The following is a 17682-nucleotide window of genomic DNA, read 5'->3' as shown; positions in this document are numbered from 1 at the left end:
TTCCTTGGAGGCAGACGGTCAGGCGCCGCCGGGCGATACCGGCAGGACGGCGAGTTTGGCTGCGGCGGCATCGCGCAGCCGCAGCAAGGGTTCGATATAGGCGGCTTGCGGGTCGTCGCGCCGCCGGAACAGCAAGGTGCTGACGCTGACGCCGGCGACAGGCCGCCCGGCCGCGTCGCACAAGGCCACGCCATAGCAGACGATGCCGGGCTCGTTTTCCTCGTCGTCGGTGGCGTAGCCGCGCGTAGCGGCCAGGTCCAGCACGGCGCGCAGTTGGGGCAGGTTGGTCACGGTGCCGGGCATGCGGGCGGTCAGGGGCAGATCGTGCAGCAGGCGCTCGCGCGCGGCGGCGTCCAGCGCCGCCAGGTAGGCCTTGCCGACGGCGCTGGAGTGCAGCGCCACGGAGGCCCCGACGCGCGAGGCCATGCGCACCGGGCCGGGGCTTTCCAGCTTGTCGATATAGGTCATTTCCAGCCCGGCAGGCACGGCCAGGTGCACGGTTTCGCCGGTTTCGTCGCGCAGCGCCTGCAGGTCGGGCGCCAGCGCCGCGCGCAGGTCGAACTGCGACCAGGCCCGGCTGGCCAGCGACATCAGGCGCGGCCCCAGGCGGTAGGCGCCGCCGGTTTCGGCCACCATGCCCTGCTCGGCCAGGGCGGCGACGATGCGGTAAACCGTGGGCCGCGGATAGCCGCAGCTGCGCGCCAGCGACGCGGCCGTGGGCGGTTGGGGCGCATCCGCCACCGCCTGCAGCACCGTCATGAACTTGGCGAACGCCGCGGCGCCCGGGACCTTGGTTTCCAGCAAGTATGTCTCCAACTAAGGGCGGCAAGCCTTTAGCAATGAATCAGCAGAATGTGCAAGCCGAACAGCGCGAATGTCGGACGAATCTGCGATACTGTTTATTTGTACAGCTAGTGAGCATCAGAGCTGTCCATATGTTGGACGCGTGACTCACAATATAGTCAATTATTCCATATCGCCGCGCTCGGAACCAGCGATGGGTTGTCGCTCGGGCAGGCCTCTCCCCTCAGGCTACGATACCGTCCATGAGCTCCCAAATTCGCATCGTTGGCGCCCGCCAGAACAATCTCAAGAACCTGGACCTGACCATCGCCACCGGCGAACTGGTCGTCGTGACCGGCGTGTCGGGGTCCGGCAAAAGTTCGCTGGCCTTTGACACTCTGTACGCCGAGGGCCAGCGGCGTTATGTGGAAACCTTTTCGCCCTATGCGCGCCAGTTCCTGGACCGCATGGACAAGCCGCAGGTGGACCGCATCGAGGGCATCCTGCCCGCCATCGCCATCGACCAGACCAACCCGGTGCGCAGTTCGCGCAGCACGGTCGGCACGATGACGGAACTCAACGACCATCTGAAGCTGCTGTTCGCGCGCGGCGCCAAGCTGTATTGCCGCGGCTGCGGCAAGGTGGTGCGGCGCGACACGCCGGATTCCGTCTACCACTCGCTGGCCGAGCGCGCCGCCGCTGCGGGCGACCCGCGACTGGTGGTGACCTTCCCCATCGCCGTCCCCTCCAACTTCACCGAAGAAGAGGTGCGCGGCTTCCTGGAGCAACAGGGCTACACCCGCGTGCACGCCGAGGAAACCGCGGCGCCGCGCGCGGCCGCCCCGGCCAAGGGCGCCAAGAAATCCAAGGCCGCGAAGGGCAGCACCGAATCGCGCCGCATCCTGCACGTGATCCAGGACCGCTTCCGCTTCGCCGGCACCGAGCGCGAACGCGTGATGGAAGCGCTGGACACCGCGCTGCGCATGGGCGCCGGCCACCTGGCCGTGTACGTCATGGACGCCGAAGGCGGCAACGCCCACATCTGGAAGTACAGCGACCGCCTGCATTGCGCCGATTGCGACATCGAATACACCGATCCCCTGCCCAGCAGCTTCTCGTTCAACTCGCCCCTGGGCGCGTGCGAAGCCTGCCGCGGCTTCGGCCGCGTGATCGGCATCGACTTCGGCCTGGTCATCCCGGATGAAAACAAGACCCTGTTGGAAGGCGCCATCAAGCCCTGGACCACGCCGTCGTACAAGGAATGCCAGGACGAACTGCAAAAGTACGCGCCCAAGGCCGGCATCCCGCTAGGCGTGCCATGGAAGAGCATGAGCGAGGAGCACAAGCGCTGGGTGCTCTACGGCACGCCCGACTGGAAGGGCGGCAACGACGCCTGGAAGCACCAGTGGTACGGCGTGCAGCGCTTTTTCGACTGGCTGGAAACCAAGGCCTACAAGATGCACGTGCGCGTGCTGCTGTCGAAGTACCGCAGCTACACGCCCTGCCCCACCTGCAACGGCGCGCGGCTCAAGCCCGATGCGCTGCTCTGGCGCCTGGGCACCAAGGAAGAAGCCGACACCGTGCTGCCGCCGGCAGACGGCCGCTACAAGCGTTTCATGCCCGTGGGCGCCAACTGGAGCCGCGAGCAGCTCGAAGGCCTGGGCGGCCTGTCCATCCATGACGTGATGCTGCTGCCCATCGAACGCGTGCGGATCTTCTTCGACACGCTGTCGTTCTCGGGCGCGCTGGACGCCGCCACCGACCTGCTCATGACCGAAGTGCGCGCGCGGCTCAAGTTCCTGTGCGACGTGGGCCTGGGCTATCTGACGCTGGACCGCCAGAGCCGCACGCTGTCGGGCGGCGAAGTGCAGCGCATCAACCTGACCACGGCGCTGGGCACCTCGCTGGTGAACACGCTGTTCGTGCTGGACGAGCCGTCCATCGGCCTGCACCCGCGCGACATGCACCGCGTCGTCGAAGTCATGCACCGCCTGCGCAACGCCGGCAACACGCTGGTGGTGGTCGAGCACGATCCGCAGGTCATGGTGGCCGCGGACCGCATCATCGACATCGGACCCGGCCCCGGCGAACGCGGCGGCCAGATCGTCTTCGACGGCACGCCGGCCCAGCTGCGCGCGGCGCGCACGCTGACAGGCGACTACCTGGGCGGCCGCCAGCGCGTGGAAGCGCCGCGGCCCATGCCGGTGGCGGCGAACACGCCGCGCCTGCTGCTGGAAGGCGTCAGCGCGCACAACCTGAAGAACGTCTCGGTCGAACTGCCGCTGGGCCGCCTGGTGTGCGTGACCGGCGTGTCCGGTTCGGGCAAGTCCACGCTGGTGCAGGACGTGCTCTACCCCGCCCTGCTGAAGCAGAAAGGCAAGCCCTCGGAAGCGCCCGGCGCCTTCGACCGCCTGCTGGGCGCGGAGCAGATCGCCGACGTGGTCATGGTGGACCAGACCCCCATCGGCAAGACGGCCCGCTCCAACCCCGCCAGCTACGTGGGCGCGTTCGACGCGATCCGCAAGCTGTTCGCCCAAGCCCCGCTGGCACGCGAGCGCGCCTACACCGCAGGCACCTTCAGCTTCAACGGCGGCGACGGCCGCTGCCCCACTTGCGGCGGCACCGGCTTCGAGCACGTGGAGATGCAGTTCCTGTCCGACGTGTACCTGCGCTGCCCGGACTGCGACGGCAAGCGCTTCCGCCCCGAAGTGCTGGAGGTGCGCGTCGAACACCTGGGCAAGAGCGCGTCCATCGACGAAGTGCTGGAGATGACCGTCAGCGAGGCGCTGGACTTCTTCAAGGGCCTGCGCGACGTGCAGACCGGTCTTGCGCCGCTGGCCGACGTGGGCCTGGAATACGTGCGGCTGGGCCAGCCCGTGCCCACCCTGTCTGGCGGCGAGGCGCAGCGCCTGAAGCTGGCCGGCCACCTGGCCGAAGCGGCGCGCAGCGGCATCTCGACCGCCAAGGTCGCCAAGAAGGGCAGCCTGTTCCTGTTCGACGAACCCACCACCGGCCTGCACTTCGACGACGTGGCGCGGCTGATGCGCGCCTTCCGCAAGCTGCTGGCCGCCGGCCACACCTTGCTGGTAATCGAGCACAACCTCGACGTGATCCGGGCGGCCGACTGGCTGATCGACCTGGGCCCCGAAGGCGGCGACGCCGGCGGCCTGGTCATCGGCACCGGCACGCCGCAGGACCTGATGGACAACCCCAAGTCGCACACCGGCGCCGCCCTGCGCGACTACGAGGTCAGCATCCTGCCGGCCGACGTGGTCGTGAGCAGCGACGCCGATGCGCAGGAGGTCGAACAGGCCGGGCTGACGGCCCGCATCGCCGAGCCGGGCGAAGCCTACGCCGCGGACGTGGGCCGCCCGCTGCAGTCCCTCATGCGCGAACGCCGCCAAGCCAATATGGCGATCGAGATCCGCAACGCCCGCGAGCACAACCTGAAGAACGTCAGCGTGGAGATTCCGCGCGACAAGTTCACCGTCATCACCGGCGTGTCCGGTTCCGGCAAGTCCACGCTGGCCTTCGACATCCTGTTCAACGAAGGGCAGCGCCGCTATCTGGAATCGCTCAACGCCTATGCCCGCGCCATCGTGCAGCCGGCCGGCAAGCCGGACGTGGACGCCATCTTCGGCATCCCGCCCACGGTCGCCATCGAACAGCGCACCAGCCGCGGCGGACGCAAGTCCACCGTGGCCACGATGACCGAAATCCACCACTTCCTGCGCCTGCTGTACGTCAAGCTGGGCACGCAGTACTGCCCCGACTGCAACGTGGCGGTGGAACCGCAGAACACGGACCAGATCGTGGCGCGCCTGCTGCGCGAGCACAGGGGCGTGCACATCGGCCTGCTGGCGCCGCTGGTCACGGCCCGCAAGGGCTACTACACGGACCTGGCCAAATGGGCCGGATCCAAGGGCCACTCGCACTTGCGCGTGGACGGCGAGTTCATTCCCGTTGCCCCCTGGCCGCGCCTGGACCGCTACAAGGAACACACCATCGAACTGCCGGTAGCAGACGTGGTGGTGGACCCCGCCAATGAGGCCGAGCTGCGCGCCGCGGTCAAGAGCGCACTTGAGAACGGCCAAGGCGTCATGTCGGTGGTCTGGCCGGTGAACAAGCTGCACGAGGCGCTGGACAGCGACCTGCAGCAGCAACACTTCTCGGTCAAGCGCGCCTGCCCGTCCTGCGGCACCAGCTTCCCCGAGCCGGATCCGCGCCTGTTCTCGTACAACTCCAAGCATGGCTGGTGCACCGGCTGCTTCGGCACGGGCCTGCAGCTGCAAGGCTTCGACGAAGAGCAGACCGGCGAGGAAACCGCCTGGAACGCCTGGTACGAAGGCGAGGCCAAAGCCTGCACGCAATGCGACGGAGAGCGCCTGAACCGGGTGGCCCGCGCCGTGCGCTGGCGCGACAAGTCCATCGCCGAACTGGCCTCGCTGCCGGTGTCGGACGCGCATACCTTCTTCACGGGGTTGGTCGCGCGCGGCCGCGAAGGCGAGATCGCCCGCGACATCCTCACGGAAATCCGCGGACGCCTGAACTTCATGCAAGAAGTGGGGCTGAACTACCTGGCGCTGGACCGGGCCGCGCCCACGCTGTCCGGCGGCGAGGCTCAGCGCATCCGCCTGGCCGCGCAGCTGGGCTCCAATCTGCAGGGCGTCTGCTACGTGCTGGACGAGCCCACCATCGGCCTGCACCCGCGCGACAACCGCATCCTGCTGGACGCGCTTGCGCGCCTGGAAGGCAACGGCAATACGCTGGTGGTGGTGGAACACGACGACGACACCATCCGCCGCGCCTCGCACATCATCGACATCGGCCCGGGTGCGGGCATCCGCGGCGGCCGCGTAGTGGCCCAGGGCAGCGCGCAGGATCTGATCGACGCGCCCGAATCGGTCACCGGCCGCTATCTGGCCAAACCCTTGCAGCATCCGCTGCAAGGCCGCCGGCCGGTCGAGGCCGACACGCCCATGATCGAGATCAAGGGCGCCCGCCTGCACAATCTGCGCAGCGTGGACGCGAAGATTCCAGTGGGCCGCCTGAGCGTGGTGACCGGCGTGTCGGGCTCGGGCAAGTCCACGCTGGCGCGCGAAGTGCTGCTGGACAACCTGATGCAGGCCGTCTCGCAAGGCAAGTCGCCGGGCTGGGCGGGCTGCGACAGCATCAAGGGTTGGGAAGCCATCGACCGCGTGCTGGAAGTGGACCAGACGCCCATTGGCAAGACGCCGCGCTCCTGCCCGGCCACCTACGTGGGCTTCTGGGACGACGTGCGCAAGCAGTTCGCCGACACCCGCGAAGCGCGCATGCGCGGCTGGACGGCGGCGCGCTTCTCGTTCAACACCGGCGACGGCCGCTGCCCGATCTGCGAAGGCCAGGGCATGCGCACCATCGAGATGAACTTCCTGCCGGACGTGAAGGTGCCTTGCGACGCCTGCAACGGCGCGCGCTTCAACCACGACACGCTCAGCACCCAGATGCGCGGCAAGAACGCCGGCGAGCTGCTGTCCATGGAAGTGGACGACGCCATCGGCTACTTCGCGGCGCATCCCAAGATCCACCGTCCGCTGCAACTGATGCAGGACGTGGGCCTGGGCTACCTGACGCTGGGACAGCCCTCGCCGACCCTGTCGGGCGGCGAAGCGCAGCGCATCAAGCTGGTGACCGAGCTGTCCAAGGCCCGCCTGACCGACGGCCTGATCAAGACCGGCCGCGCCTCGCGCATCCCGCACACGCTGTACGTGCTGGACGAGCCCACCGTGGGCCTGTCGATGGCCGACGTGGAGAAGCTGATCCACGTGCTGCACCGGCTGGTGGAAGCCGGCAATACGGTGGTGGTGATCGAGCACAACCTGGACGTGATCGCCGAGGCCGACTGGCTGCTGGACCTGGGCCCCGAAGGCGGCACGGGCGGCGGCAAGCTGGTGGGCGAAGGCTCGCCCGAACACGTCATGACCCTGAGCGACCATTCCCATACCGGACGGGTCCTGAAGGAATTCCTGACACATCAACAGCAGTAAGAAGCATGCAATGTCGTTTTGAAGACCGGCTGGCCGGCCGCGCGCTACGGTTCGAGGGCTTGTGCTCGCGGATCGAGGCGCGCTGCGCCGCCGAGGTCGCCCCCGCCCTGGCCGCCATCGAGGCGCAGCGGCGGCAGGGCCGCTGGATCGCCCTCTTGCTGGATTACGAACTGGGCGAATGGCTGCTTCCCGAGGCCGCCATGGCGCCGCCCGCCGGCCCCTGGACGCCGCCGCGCGATGACGGCAAGCCACGCCTGACGGCGCTGGTGTTCGAACGCAAGCAGGACGAAGCGCCCTGGGACGCGCCGGAACCCGGCAGCGCGCCCGCCGCCATCAGCCTGCCCGCGCCGCGCATGACCGAGGCGGACTACGTGCGCCAGATCGACGCCATCCGCGGCCTGATCGGCGACGGCGAGCTGTATCAGGTGAACTACACGCAGCCGCTGGACCTGCAGTTCCAGGGCGACGCGGCCATGCTGTACCGGCGCATCGCGGCCCGCAACCCGGTGGCGCACGGCGCCTACATCGAAGATGGCGAACGCACGGTGCTGTCGTTCTCGCCCGAACTGTTCGTGCGCCGCGACGGCCCGCGCCTGACCACTCGACCGATGAAAGGCACGGCCCCGCGCCACGCCGATCCGGCCGAGGACGAACGACTGGGCCAGGCGCTGCTCGCCAGCGAAAAGAACCGCGCCGAAAACCTGATGATCGTGGACCTGCTGCGCAACGACCTGGGCCGGCTGGCCGAGCCGGGCTCGGTGCGGGTCGACGCCCTATTCTCGCTGGAGCGCTACCCCACGGTCTGGACCATGACCTCCACGGTATCGGCGCTGGCGCCGCGGGCTACGCTTGCAGAGGTGCTGCGCGCGCTGTTTCCCTGCGGCTCCATCACCGGCGCCCCCAAGGTGGCGGCCATGCGCCGCATCCGCCAGATGGAGACGGCACCGCGCGGCCTGTATTGCGGCAGCATCGGCTGGCTGGCGCCCGACGGCGACTTCTCGCTGAACGTCGCGATCCGCACCTTGGTGCTGGACCAGGCCGGACATGGGATCTACAGCGTGGGCGGCGGCATCGTGCACGATTCCGACCCGGCCGAAGAATGGCAGGAATGCCATTGGAAAGCCCGAATCCTGCGGACCTGAAGCCGCCTGCCCTGGCGCCCGCGCCACCGGCGCGGACATCGGTAGTAGGATAGAGCGCGCCCGCGGCATCTACACACCAGGAGACTCCCATGCAACCCGAACTGATCGAGACCATCCTGGTCGATGCCGAACGCCGCGTGCCGCTGCTGGCGCGCCACCTCAAGCGCCTGGAAACCTCCTGCAAGGCCCTGGGCTATGGCTGGGGCGGCCGGGCCGTCGAGGCCGACATCATGATCACCGCGCTGGGCCTGTCCACCCCCGGGCCGTACCGGCTGCGCCTGCTGGTGGCGCGCGACGGCAGCCGCAACATCCAGACCGCGCCGCTGCCACCCCTGCCGGCCGTGCAGGAAGCCATGCTGGCGCCCGAAGCGCTGCGCTCTTCCGAGCCGCTGCTGCGCTACAAGACCACCTACCGCCCCTGGTACACCAAGACCATCGAATGGCTGCCCTCGCATCCTCACATCTTCGACCTGCTGTATCTGAACGAACGCGGTGAACTCTGCGAAGGCAGCCGCAGCAACGTCTATCTGCGCCTGGATGGTGACTGGTACACGCCGCCCGTGGACAGCGGCTGCCTGCCGGGCGTGCAGCGCGCCGAACTGCTGGAAACGGGCCAGGTGGAGGAACGCGTGCTGACCCTGGCCGACCTGCACGCCGCCGAGGAAATCCGCCTCTCCAACGCGCTGCGCGGCTGGCTTCCCGTCACGCTGCGCGAGGCTTAGTCCGCGAACTCGTCGACCACCACCTGCCGCAGCCACTGGTTGGCCGGCTCGCGGTGGTTGCGGGCGTGCCAGAACACATTGATGACCGACTCCGGGATCTTCACCGGACAGGGCGCGGTCGCCAGGCCGAACGGGCCGCAGGCGCAGTCGGCGAAGCGTTGCGGCACCACGGCGATCATGTCGGTGGCGGCCAGCACCGGCCCCACCGCGATGAAGTGCGGCACCGTCAGGCGCAGGCGCCGGCGGATGCCGGCCTGCCCTATCACCTGATCCACCACGCCATGGCCCGTGCCTTCCGACGCGATGGCCACGTGCTCGGCCGCACGGAACTGGCGGGCCGATACGCCGGTGCGCGCCAGGGGATGATCGCGGCGGAAGATGCACACATAGGGCTGGCGGAACAGCAGGCGCTGGAAGAAGCCGCTATTCAGGTCGGGCAGGAAGCCCATGGCCAAGTCGATGCGGCCGCGCTCCATTTCGTCCTTCACGTCGATCGAGGTGGTGCGCACGGTGCGCACCGTGACATTCGGCGCGGCGCGGTCCAGCGCGCGCATCAACCGCGGCAGGAAGTAGCTTTCGCCCACGTCGTTCACGCCGATCACGAAGGCGCGTCCGCTGTGCGCCGGGTCGAACGCGGCTCGGGCGTTCAGGGTGCTGTGCAGCGCTTCCAACGCGGCGGCGATGGGCTGCGCCAGGTCCTGCGCATAGGGCGTGGGCACCATGCCGCGCGAGGTCCGCAGGAACAACTCGTCGCCCAGCAGCTTGCGCAGCCGGCCCAGCGCATTGCTGACGCCGGGTTGCGAGATGCCCAGGCTCTCGGCCACGGCGGACACCCGGCCGTGCTTCCATAGTTCATTGAAGACCACCAGCAGGTTCAGGTCCACGTCTTGCAGGTTCATCGGCTTGTCTCCACCAATATTGATTCTGGTGATTTATCTCATCATGCAGATTCTATTTATTTATTTCACAGCCTGCCCGATGATGCAACAAACGCCAGCGCCCATGCCGCGCCGGCTCTGCCGGACCGCCCCCGCGGTCCGCCGAACCAAGGAGACTGCCATGCGTGCCTGTACGCTGCCCGCCGCCGCGCCCTGTCGCCGGAGCGGATCATGAATGCCCCCGAGCAACCGATCGAATTCGCCCCGCGCTGGCAAACCGACGGATCCCACCGCATCCCCTTCGGCGTCTACACCGACGCCGCCCTGCACCAGCGGGAAATGGAGCGGTTCTTCTATCGCGCGCACTGGAGCTATGTGGGCCTGGAAGCCGAGATCCCCAACCCGGGCGATTTCAAGCGCACGGCCGTGGGCGAACGCTCGGTCATCCTGCTGCGCGACAACGACGGCCAGGTGCGCGTGGTGGAGAACGTGTGCGCCCACCGCGGCGTGCAGTTCTGCCGCGAGCGTTCCGGCAACCGCAGCGAATTCGTCTGTCCGTACCACCAGTGGAACTACGACCTGCAGGGCAACCTGATCGGCGTGCCGTTCCGCCGCGGCGTCAAGCAGGACGGCAAGGTCAATGGCGGCATGCCGCCCGACTTCAAGCCGGAAGAGCACGGCCTGACCAAGCTGGCCGTGGCCTGCCGCAACGGCGTGGTGTTCGCCTCGTTCGACCACGACGTGGAGCCGCTGGAGGACTATCTGGGTCCGGACATCCTGCATTACTTCGACCGCGTCTTCGATGGCCGCGAACTGGTGATCCATGGCTACAGCCGCCAGCGCATCCCGGGCAACTGGAAGCTGATGCAGGAGAACATCAAGGATCCTTATCATCCTGGCCTGCTGCACACCTGGTTCGTCACCTTCGGCCTGTGGCGGGCGGACAACCGCTCCGAGTTGAAGATGGATCAGCACTTGCGCCACGCCGCCATGATCTCGACGCGCGGCCAGGGGGGCAAGGGCAGCGTGACCAGCGGGGTGTCCAGCTTCAAGGAACAGATGTCGCTGAACGACGACCGCTTCCTGGACATCGTGCCGGAACCCTGGTGGAACGGCCCCACCGCCGTGCTGATGACGCTGTTCCCCAGCGTCATCATCCAGCAGCAGGTGAACTCGCTGTCCACGCGCCACATCCAGCCGGTGGGCCACGACGCCTTCGACTTCGTCTGGACGCATTTCGGCTTCGCCGAGGACACGCCCGAGATGACGCGCCGCCGCCTGCGCCAGGCCAATCTGTTCGGCCCGGCGGGCTTCGTGTCGGCGGACGATGGCGAGGTCATCGAATTCTCGCAATCGGGCTTTGAACAAAAGCCCTGGCACCGCAGCGTGGCGGAACTGGGCGGCAAGACCGCCGAGAACACCGACCACATGGTCACGGAAACGCTGATCCGCGGCATGTACGCGTATTGGCGGCGGGTCATGGAGGCCTGACGATGCTGGACTTTTCCCTCTACTACCAACTGACCTGCCTGTACAACGACTACGCCGCCGCGCTGGACGCGGAGGAATGGGAGAAGTGGCCCGAGTTCTTCCTGGAGGACTGCGTGTACAAGGTGCTGCCGCGCGAGAACCACGAGCGCGGCTATCCGCTGGCAACCATGGCGTTCGAAAGCCGCGGCATGCTGAAGGACCGCATCTACGGCGCCACCGACACCATTTTCCACGATCCCTACTACCAGCGCCACGTGGTGGGCGCGCCGCGCGTGCTGTCGGTGCAGGGCGACCGCATCGAGTCCGAAGCCAATTACGCCGTGTTCCGCACCAAGCCCAGCCAGCTGACCACGGTGTTCAACGTGGGCCGCTACCTGGACGTGGTTCGGCGCGGCCCGGACGGGCTCAAGTTCGAATCGCGGTTGTGCATCTTCGACAGCGAGCTGGTGCCGAATTCGCTTATCTATCCCATCTGACCAAGGACATGACAGCTATGAGCACGCAATGGATCAAGGCCATCGCGCGGGACGAAGTGCCTGAGGAAGACGTCATCGCCGTGCAGGCCGGCGGCCGCGAAATCGCGCTGTATGGCGTGGACGGCGAGGTCTACGCCACCGCCAACCTCTGTACGCACGGCAATGCGCGGCTGTGCGATGGCTTCCTGATGGGGCATGAAATCGAATGTCCGCTGCATCAGGGACGCTTTGACGTGCGCGATGGACGCGCGCTCTGTTCGCCGCTGCGCGAGAACATTGCCACTTATCCGGTCAGGATCGAGGACGGCGTGGTGTTCGTGGCGTTGTAGGACAGCGGTTCAGACGGCCAGGCGCAGGGCTTCGTTGGCTGCCGCCATGCCCATGGCGGCCGTGACGGTCACGACCGAGCCATAACCGGCGCAGGACAGGCCTTGCGGCGCCAGGGCCTGGCCCGAGGCGCCCATGTCGTCCTCGCCTTCGGTGGGGCGGGTCCAGGTGTCGGGCAGGATGGCGGGCTGGTCGAACCACAGGGCGTGGATGCCCATCTTCGGCACGCGCTTCAAGGCTTTGCCATTCTGGTCGGAGGCCCGCGGAAAACCATGTTCGCGGCGCAGTTTGTTGCGCAGCTTGGACAGCAGGGCGTCGTTGACCGCGGCGGACAGGTCGCCGGCGCGCAGGGCTAGCGGATCGGTCTTGCCGCCGGCGCCGCCGCATAACAGCATGGGCACGCCGATTTCGCGCGCATGCAGGATCATCGCGATCTTGGCCGCGGCCTGGTCGGTGCAGTCGATGATGACGGAGTAAGGGCCGGGCAGGACCTGGGCGACGTTCTCGGGCGACACAAAGTCATCTACCCGGGTCAGCCGGCATTCCGGGTTGATGGCCAGCACGCGTTCGGCCATGGCATCGACCTTGGACTGGCCGAGCGTCTCGGTCAGCGCGTGGATCTGGCGGTTGACGTTGGATTCGGCGATATGGTCCAGGTCGATGAGCGTCAGCGCACCTACCCCGCAGCGCGCCAGGGCTTCGACGGTCCAGGAACCTACGCCGCCCAGGCCTGCTATTGCCACGTGGGCGTTACGCAGGCGGGTCGGGGCTTCGGGGCCGTACAGGCGGGAAAGGCTGCCGAAGCGGCGGTCGAGGTCGGCTTGGGATTCTGGGGTGTTCATGGGGACGTATTTTATTGCAGGCGGACGGTCGGGTTCTTAAGACGCCTGGCACGGCGGCGCCCTGGGTGGCGCGGGGCAACGATTGCGGTCCGGAGCCTTCGCTCCGGACTGCCCCATCGTCATCTTCGTCAAGGCCTGCGGCCTTTCCTTCAGATTCCCTCGGGCTTATCGACGCCCCGCGCCACCCAGGGCGCCGCCGCGCCAGGCTCCGCTTTTGAATCTTGCCGGCCGCTGGGGCGGGCGGTGTTCTTGGCATTCTTCTCCCCGGTTGGGGAGAGAAAAAGATCTTGCAGGGACGCCAAAGACGGCCGCGCGGGCGGCCTGCTTTGGCATATGGGTGTTGTGCGGGGCGTCTGTGGATATGTGGGGGGTGCTACGGGCGAGCGTGGCATTCGAAGCAGATGGGGCCAAGTGATGGCTTAGCGTCCGCGATATTGCGGCGCCCGCTTCTCTTGAAATGCGCGTCGCCCCTCGATGCGGTCTTGCGTGTCCCGCAGCACGCCGAAGGCGTAGCGTTCGAGTTCGATCGCGCCATCGAGCGGCATTTCCATGCCTTCCCGGACCAATCGCTTGACGGCTCGAACGGCGAGCGGCGCGTTCGATGCAATACGGCGGGCTATGGCCTGAGCCATGGGCAGAAGGTCCTCGGCCGGGGCGATACGACTGACCAGTCCTATTCTCAGCGCTTCGTCGGCGTCGATGCGGTCACCGGTAAGTAGCAGGAGCATTGCGCTGGATAATCCGATGGCCCGTGGCAGACGCTGCGTTCCGCCGCCGCTGGGTATGCTGCCGATGCGGACTTCGGACAATCCGAAGCTGGCGTCTCTTGAAGCGATGCGGATGTCGCAAGCGAGCGCGAGCTCCAGCCCTCCTCCAATCGCATGGCCGTTGATGGCGCAGATGATCGGCTGTGCGATTTTCATGGCGGCAATGATGGAGTCGGATTGATTGCGGCCGAAAGTCAGCTCCGCGAAGCTTTCTTTTGGGGGCATGGTCTTCTTCAGATCGGAGCCCGTGCTGAAAGCCTTGTCGCCAGCCCCGGTCAAGATCACCACACGGATCGTGTCATCGTTGGAGATGTCTGCCAATGCCGTGCGGAGCTCTGCCCGCGTCTCGGGGTCTATGGCGTTCATCGCCTCCGGGCGATCAAGCGTGATGGTTGCGACGCCGTCGTCCACATGGGTATGTACTGTCATGATGCATCCTCTGTTCCTGGCCTGGACGGCAGCCGCTTTCCAATGCAATTCGCGGCGTAGGCCGGCGCCTTCCGTGCCGGATTCATCGCAGCGCTCCGATGCCGCGCAATTCGGCAATCCTGGCGTCGCTCAGCCTGAGCCGCTCTTTCAAGACCTGGTCTGTGTGCTGTCCCAGCAAAGGCGCTGGAGACCTCGCATCACCAGGCGTCCGGGAAAGCTTCATGGGCGGCGCGCTGTAGACGGACACGCCCATCTCAAGATGATCCAGCCAGCGCCAATGGCCGCGATGCGCGAGTTGGGGGTCGTTGCGTAGAACGTCCGCCGCGTCTTGGACCAGTCCGGCATGTACCCCTTGCGCCTGCGCTCGTTCCATCAGGGCGTGGCCGGCCTCGCCTCTGGTCAGGCGGGCGATGTCCTGGTCCAGTTGGGAACGATGGCGCAGGCGCAGGCCAGGCGTCCCGTAGTCGGCGTTTTGCAGCGCGACGGGGTTGCCCAGCGCGGTCTGTAGTCCATGCCACTGGCGATCGTTCTTGGCGGACAAGGCGATCCAGCGATCTTTTCCCGCGCATGGATAGACTCCGTGCGGAGAAAACGGCTCGTGCAGATTGCCGCGTGCAGCCGCGACCCGGCCATTGGCGGAGTATTCGGCGACCGCGGTGCCAAGAAGCGCGATCGTGGGTTCGATCTGCGCGAGGTCGATGTACTGTCCTTTGCCTGTACGGCGGCGATGGCGCAATGCCGATAGCACGGCGACGGCGGCGTGTGTGGGGTTGGGAATATGGTCGGGAAAGTTGGTGCCGGTTCCCGCGGGCGGACGGCCGGGCAGGCCGCACAAGTGCTGCAGGCCGGTTAGCGCCCCCATGGTCAGGCCGTAACCCAGGTAGCTGGCCTGCGGCCCTTCATCGCCCTGCATCGACATTGCCAGGTAAATGATGGATGGGTTGCAGTCGCGTACCGCGGAGTATCCCAGGCCCAAACGGTCCATGGCGCCAGGGGTGAAGTTGTTGGCGACGACATCGGCGCCCTTGATCAGCTCCAGCACCACCGACAAGGCCTCTGGAGACTTGAGGTTCAAGGTGATGCTGCGCTTGCTGGAGTTGCGGTCGGCGAAGTAGCCGCTGCGATTCACGCCCGGCAGGCCGTCCTTGAATGGTTTGGCTTGCCGCAACGAGTCCAGGCGATCGGCGCTCTCGATCTTGATGACATCGGCGCCGAAATCCGCAAACAACTTGGTGGTGAAGGAGCCCGCGCCTATCCAGGTGAAATCGATGATGGTGATGCCGCTAAGCGGCCCCGCTGATTTGCTGCCGCTCATCATGCAGTGACCCCCGAAAGCAGCAAGATTTCCTGGTCCATGAATTCAATTCCAAGTTCACTCAAGATCGATGCCGTGTGTTCTCCGAGGCGGGGAGCTGGAGCGCCCAGCTGCCACGGCGTTTCAGTCAGGCGATAGGGAGCGCCAGGCACGGCGAAGGACGCGCCCGTGTACGGGTGTGCCGTCATCTGGAAGAAATGCCGATGCCGGAGTTGCGGATTGACCAAGAGGTCCGCGCTGGTGCTGACCGGGCAAATGGGAATTCGTCTCTGCTGCCCGTCCGCGTACAGTTCCGCCTTTGTTCTGGTGGCGGCGTACGGCAGGAAAATTTGCTCGAATTTTTCCTTGGCGCCGTCACTCGCAAGAAACTCGGGATCCTGCCACTGCGGCTCCAGCAGCGAGGCAGCGCCGGGAGCGCCGGCATCCATGAGCCATTTGGCCGTGGCGGCCCAAAAACGATTGGCGGCGATTCCGCCCGCCATCAGGTAGACCATGCCGTCGCGGCACGAAAATACGCCGGTTCCCGCCTGGCGTTGCTGGCCGCCATTCCGGCGCCGCACGGTCTCCTCGAGGTCGACGAACTGTGCCGCATTCTCCAAGGCCATCGATACGCACTCTTGTATCGACACGTCGACCAACTGTCCGCTGCCACTATGGGTTTCGCATTCCCACAGTGCGATCAAGGAACCCACTGCAGCGAACTGCGCCGCCGCCAGGTAGGCTTGCTGCCCGTATGCGGCTAGCGGTTCCGTATCGGGATAGCCGCCCAGATACAGCAATCCGCCCATCGCCAAGGTGGAGAGGTCATCGCCGGCATACGTGGCATACGGCCCTGTCAGGCCGTAAGGGCTGATGCGGGTCAGAACCAGGCTGGGGCGTACCGCGCAGAGGTCTGCATAGCCCAGATCGAAGCGCTCCAGCACGCCTACGCCCTGGTCCTCAATCATGATGTCGGCAGTCTGGGCCAGCCGCAGCGCCAGATCACGGCCTTCTGGCCGGGAGAGGTCCAGGCAGACGCTCTTCTTGCCCTGGTTGAGGTACGCGTACGACAAGCTGCGTTCCGTGTGAGGCTCATCGCCGATGAACGGCCCGTTGCGCCTGGTTGCAGACCCGGCCGGAGGCTCGACGAGGATCACTTCTGCTCCGAGTTGGGCTAACAGCTTCCCGCAGTACTGCGTCGCATGCGTGCAGAAGTCCAGGACGCGCAGCCCTTGCAAGGCCGTCTGCCTAGAAATTCTATTTTCCATATATTGGACTCATCATTAACGAGCGGACGAGCAGACTCTACGCAGTACCTCGTGGATTGGGTATGCTTGGCCTTTGGAATTTGGTCCATATATTGAAAATGCCAAAACCGCCCCCTTCTGATCGCGAGTCGGCCACAGGCACGCAGGCCCTTCGGCGCGCCATGGCGCTGCTGCGCCTGATCACGACGCACAACCGGACGGGATTGCGACTGACCGACCTGCACAGAATGAGTGAGATCGAGAAGCCCACTGTCCATCGCATCTTGCAAGGCTTGCTCAGTGAAGGAATGCTGCGGCAGGACGCCGCCAGCAAGCGCTATTTTCTTGGCGCCGCCATGTACGAAATGGGCCTTGCCGCCGCGCCGCGAATGGCCGTTCGAGACGTATGCCATCCGTACTTGAGAGTGTTGGCGGAACAGACCGGCGATACGGTCTTTCTCATCGAGCGCTCCAAGTTCGACGGCGTCTGCATGGATCGAGCCGAGGGAAGCTTTCCGATCAAGGCCCTGATCCTGGATGTCGGCCGCCGCCGACCGCTTACGGTGGGCGGCGGCAGCCTGGCGATCCTGTCCGCCTTGTCCGAGTCCGAAGCGCAAAGAATCTGCGATATCAATGACGCCCGCAGTAAAGAACGGTTCCCGCGCTACAGCCCCGAGGAACTGCAGCGCGATCTGGCTGAAGCGCGCGCACGCGGATACGTCATCAAGGACGCGCTCGAGATCCCCGGCGTCAGAACGGTGGCCGTCCCGATACGCCAACCGGATGGCGCCCCCGTCGGCGCGATCAGCGTCACTGCGATCGCAGCCCGCCTGGACCAAAATCGCAGCACTTTGGTTGCCGGCTACCTCACCGACGCAGTCACGCAGATCGAGGCCGAACTAGCTGGCCGAGCCAGCTAGCCGCCGTCAACCACCAGGCCAACATTCGCCAGCGCGCAGCGCCATCACCAACCGCAAGACGTCGCGTAAGCCCCAAGAGGCCGCCCGGGCGGCTTCTTGGGGCGGGCACCGCAAGATCCTCGCCCATCCCCACCGTCGGCGAGAACCCTACGAAGACCAGCCCGACCCAGTTGACGTGAAGTTTCAAAAGTGGAGTCTGGCGCGTCGGGGGCCTGGGGCGCGCGGGGCGTCGATAAGCCCGAGGGAATCCGTAGGAGTCGCCGAAGGCGAGGACGAGGATGACGATGGGGCAGTCCGGAGCGAAGGCTCCGGACCGCAATCGTTGCCCCGCCCATGGC

Annotated in this window: 13 protein-coding genes; 7 read left to right on the top strand and 6 right to left on the bottom strand. The window is 66.4% G+C overall.

The features are described from left to right. Positions 1 to 18: 18 nt before the first annotated feature. Positions 19 to 804 (bottom strand): IclR family transcriptional regulator, encoded by a 786-nt coding sequence (locus AC6LKD_RS13590; protein ID WP_498116525.1) that lies wholly within the window; start codon positions 802 to 804, stop codon positions 19 to 21. A gap of 242 nt (positions 805 to 1046) precedes the next feature. Between AC6LKD_RS13590 and uvrA the strand changes: the two genes are divergently transcribed. From uvrA to AC6LKD_RS13575, 3 genes are all read left to right on the top strand, one after another. Then, positions 1047 to 6809 (top strand): excinuclease ABC subunit UvrA, encoded by a 5763-nt coding sequence (gene uvrA, locus AC6LKD_RS13585; protein ID WP_498116524.1) that lies wholly within the window; start codon positions 1047 to 1049, stop codon positions 6807 to 6809. Between the two features lie 5 nt (positions 6810 to 6814). Next, entirely contained in the window at positions 6815 to 7951 is a 1137-nt protein-coding gene (locus AC6LKD_RS13580) for an aminodeoxychorismate synthase component I (protein WP_498116523.1), read from the top strand. An 89-nt stretch (positions 7952 to 8040) separates the two neighbouring features. Then, positions 8041 to 8673: an aminotransferase class IV family protein gene (locus AC6LKD_RS13575; RefSeq protein WP_013391677.1), complete on the top strand. Its 633-nt coding sequence runs from the start codon at positions 8041 to 8043 to the stop codon at positions 8671 to 8673. Here AC6LKD_RS13575 and AC6LKD_RS13570 read toward each other — a convergent pair. Next, positions 8670 to 9572 (bottom strand): LysR family transcriptional regulator, encoded by a 903-nt coding sequence (locus AC6LKD_RS13570; protein WP_013391676.1) that lies wholly within the window; start codon positions 9570 to 9572, stop codon positions 8670 to 8672. The genes AC6LKD_RS13575 and AC6LKD_RS13570 overlap by 4 nt on opposite strands. Before the next feature lie 210 nt (positions 9573 to 9782). On the opposite strand from AC6LKD_RS13570, the gene AC6LKD_RS13565 reads away from it, so the two are divergent. The 3 genes from AC6LKD_RS13565 to AC6LKD_RS13555 are packed head-to-tail and all read left to right on the top strand — an operon-like array spanning position 9783 to position 11847. Continuing rightward, positions 9783 to 11042, top strand: a complete 1260-nt coding sequence (locus AC6LKD_RS13565; RefSeq protein WP_492276045.1) for an aromatic ring-hydroxylating dioxygenase subunit alpha — start codon at positions 9783 to 9785, stop codon at positions 11040 to 11042. Between the two features lie 2 nt (positions 11043 to 11044). Further along, positions 11045 to 11518 (top strand): aromatic-ring-hydroxylating dioxygenase subunit beta, encoded by a 474-nt coding sequence (locus tag AC6LKD_RS13560; protein WP_013391674.1) that lies wholly within the window; start codon positions 11045 to 11047, stop codon positions 11516 to 11518. Positions 11519 to 11535: 17 nt separating this feature from the next. After that, on the top strand, positions 11536 to 11847 hold the full coding sequence (locus tag AC6LKD_RS13555) for a non-heme iron oxygenase ferredoxin subunit (RefSeq protein ID WP_013391673.1): 312 nt from the start codon (positions 11536 to 11538) through the stop codon (positions 11845 to 11847). A gap of 9 nt (positions 11848 to 11856) precedes the next feature. Here the strand turns inward: AC6LKD_RS13555 and AC6LKD_RS13550 are convergent, their stop codons facing one another. The 4 genes from AC6LKD_RS13550 to AC6LKD_RS13535 form a co-directional block, all read right to left on the bottom strand. Beyond that, entirely contained in the window at positions 11857 to 12687 is an 831-nt protein-coding gene (locus AC6LKD_RS13550) for a tRNA threonylcarbamoyladenosine dehydratase (RefSeq protein ID WP_498116522.1), read from the bottom strand. A gap of 419 nt (positions 12688 to 13106) precedes the next feature. Further along, the gene (locus tag AC6LKD_RS13545) at positions 13107 to 13883 is read right to left on the bottom strand and encodes an enoyl-CoA hydratase/isomerase family protein (protein ID WP_013391671.1); all 777 of its coding nucleotides are present in this window, start codon (positions 13881 to 13883) and stop codon (positions 13107 to 13109) included. An 82-nt stretch (positions 13884 to 13965) separates the two neighbouring features. Beyond that, positions 13966 to 15201, bottom strand: coding sequence for a CaiB/BaiF CoA transferase family protein (locus tag AC6LKD_RS13540; RefSeq protein WP_498116521.1), 1236 nt, complete (start codon positions 15199 to 15201; stop codon positions 13966 to 13968). Next, the gene (locus AC6LKD_RS13535; RefSeq protein ID WP_498116520.1) at positions 15198 to 16445 is read right to left on the bottom strand and encodes a CaiB/BaiF CoA transferase family protein; all 1248 of its coding nucleotides are present in this window, start codon (positions 16443 to 16445) and stop codon (positions 15198 to 15200) included. Before AC6LKD_RS13535 ends, AC6LKD_RS13540 begins: the two co-directional genes overlap by 4 nt. 62 nt (positions 16446 to 16507) lie before the next feature. On the opposite strand from AC6LKD_RS13535, the gene AC6LKD_RS13530 reads away from it, so the two are divergent. Continuing rightward, a complete protein-coding gene (locus AC6LKD_RS13530) occupies positions 16508 to 17344 on the top strand; it encodes an IclR family transcriptional regulator (protein WP_498116519.1) in 837 nt (278 codons plus the stop codon). The last annotated feature ends 338 nt before the right edge of the window (positions 17345 to 17682 follow it).

Source organism: Achromobacter sp. D7-1 (assembly GCF_059760445.1).
The sequence above is the reverse complement of the archived record's forward strand: the minus strand, read 5'-3'. Positions and strand labels throughout refer to the sequence as shown.

What these genes read in the sequence shown, in the direction of transcription:
- AC6LKD_RS13545 (WP_013391671.1), bottom strand. Translation starts at nt 13,883, where the DNA reads ATGACAGTACATACCCATGTGGACGACGGCGTCGCAACCATCACGCTT.
- AC6LKD_RS13565 (WP_492276045.1), top strand. Translation starts at nt 9,783, where the DNA reads ATGAATGCCCCCGAGCAACCGATCGAATTCGCCCCGCGCTGGCAAACC.
- AC6LKD_RS13580 (WP_498116523.1), top strand. Translation starts at nt 6,815, where the DNA reads ATGCAATGTCGTTTTGAAGACCGGCTGGCCGGCCGCGCGCTACGGTTC.
- AC6LKD_RS13535 (WP_498116520.1), bottom strand. Translation starts at nt 16,445, where the DNA reads ATGGAAAATAGAATTTCTAGGCAGACGGCCTTGCAAGGGCTGCGCGTC.
- uvrA (WP_498116524.1), top strand. Translation starts at nt 1,047, where the DNA reads ATGAGCTCCCAAATTCGCATCGTTGGCGCCCGCCAGAACAATCTCAAG.
- AC6LKD_RS13540 (WP_498116521.1), bottom strand. Translation starts at nt 15,201, where the DNA reads ATGATGAGCGGCAGCAAATCAGCGGGGCCGCTTAGCGGCATCACCATC.
- AC6LKD_RS13560 (WP_013391674.1), top strand. Translation starts at nt 11,045, where the DNA reads ATGCTGGACTTTTCCCTCTACTACCAACTGACCTGCCTGTACAACGAC.
- AC6LKD_RS13570 (WP_013391676.1), bottom strand. Translation starts at nt 9,572, where the DNA reads ATGAACCTGCAAGACGTGGACCTGAACCTGCTGGTGGTCTTCAATGAA.
- AC6LKD_RS13575 (WP_013391677.1), top strand. Translation starts at nt 8,041, where the DNA reads ATGCAACCCGAACTGATCGAGACCATCCTGGTCGATGCCGAACGCCGC.
- AC6LKD_RS13550 (WP_498116522.1), bottom strand. Translation starts at nt 12,687, where the DNA reads ATGAACACCCCAGAATCCCAAGCCGACCTCGACCGCCGCTTCGGCAGC.
- AC6LKD_RS13555 (WP_013391673.1), top strand. Translation starts at nt 11,536, where the DNA reads ATGAGCACGCAATGGATCAAGGCCATCGCGCGGGACGAAGTGCCTGAG.
- AC6LKD_RS13530 (WP_498116519.1), top strand. Translation starts at nt 16,508, where the DNA reads ATGCTTGGCCTTTGGAATTTGGTCCATATATTGAAAATGCCAAAACCG.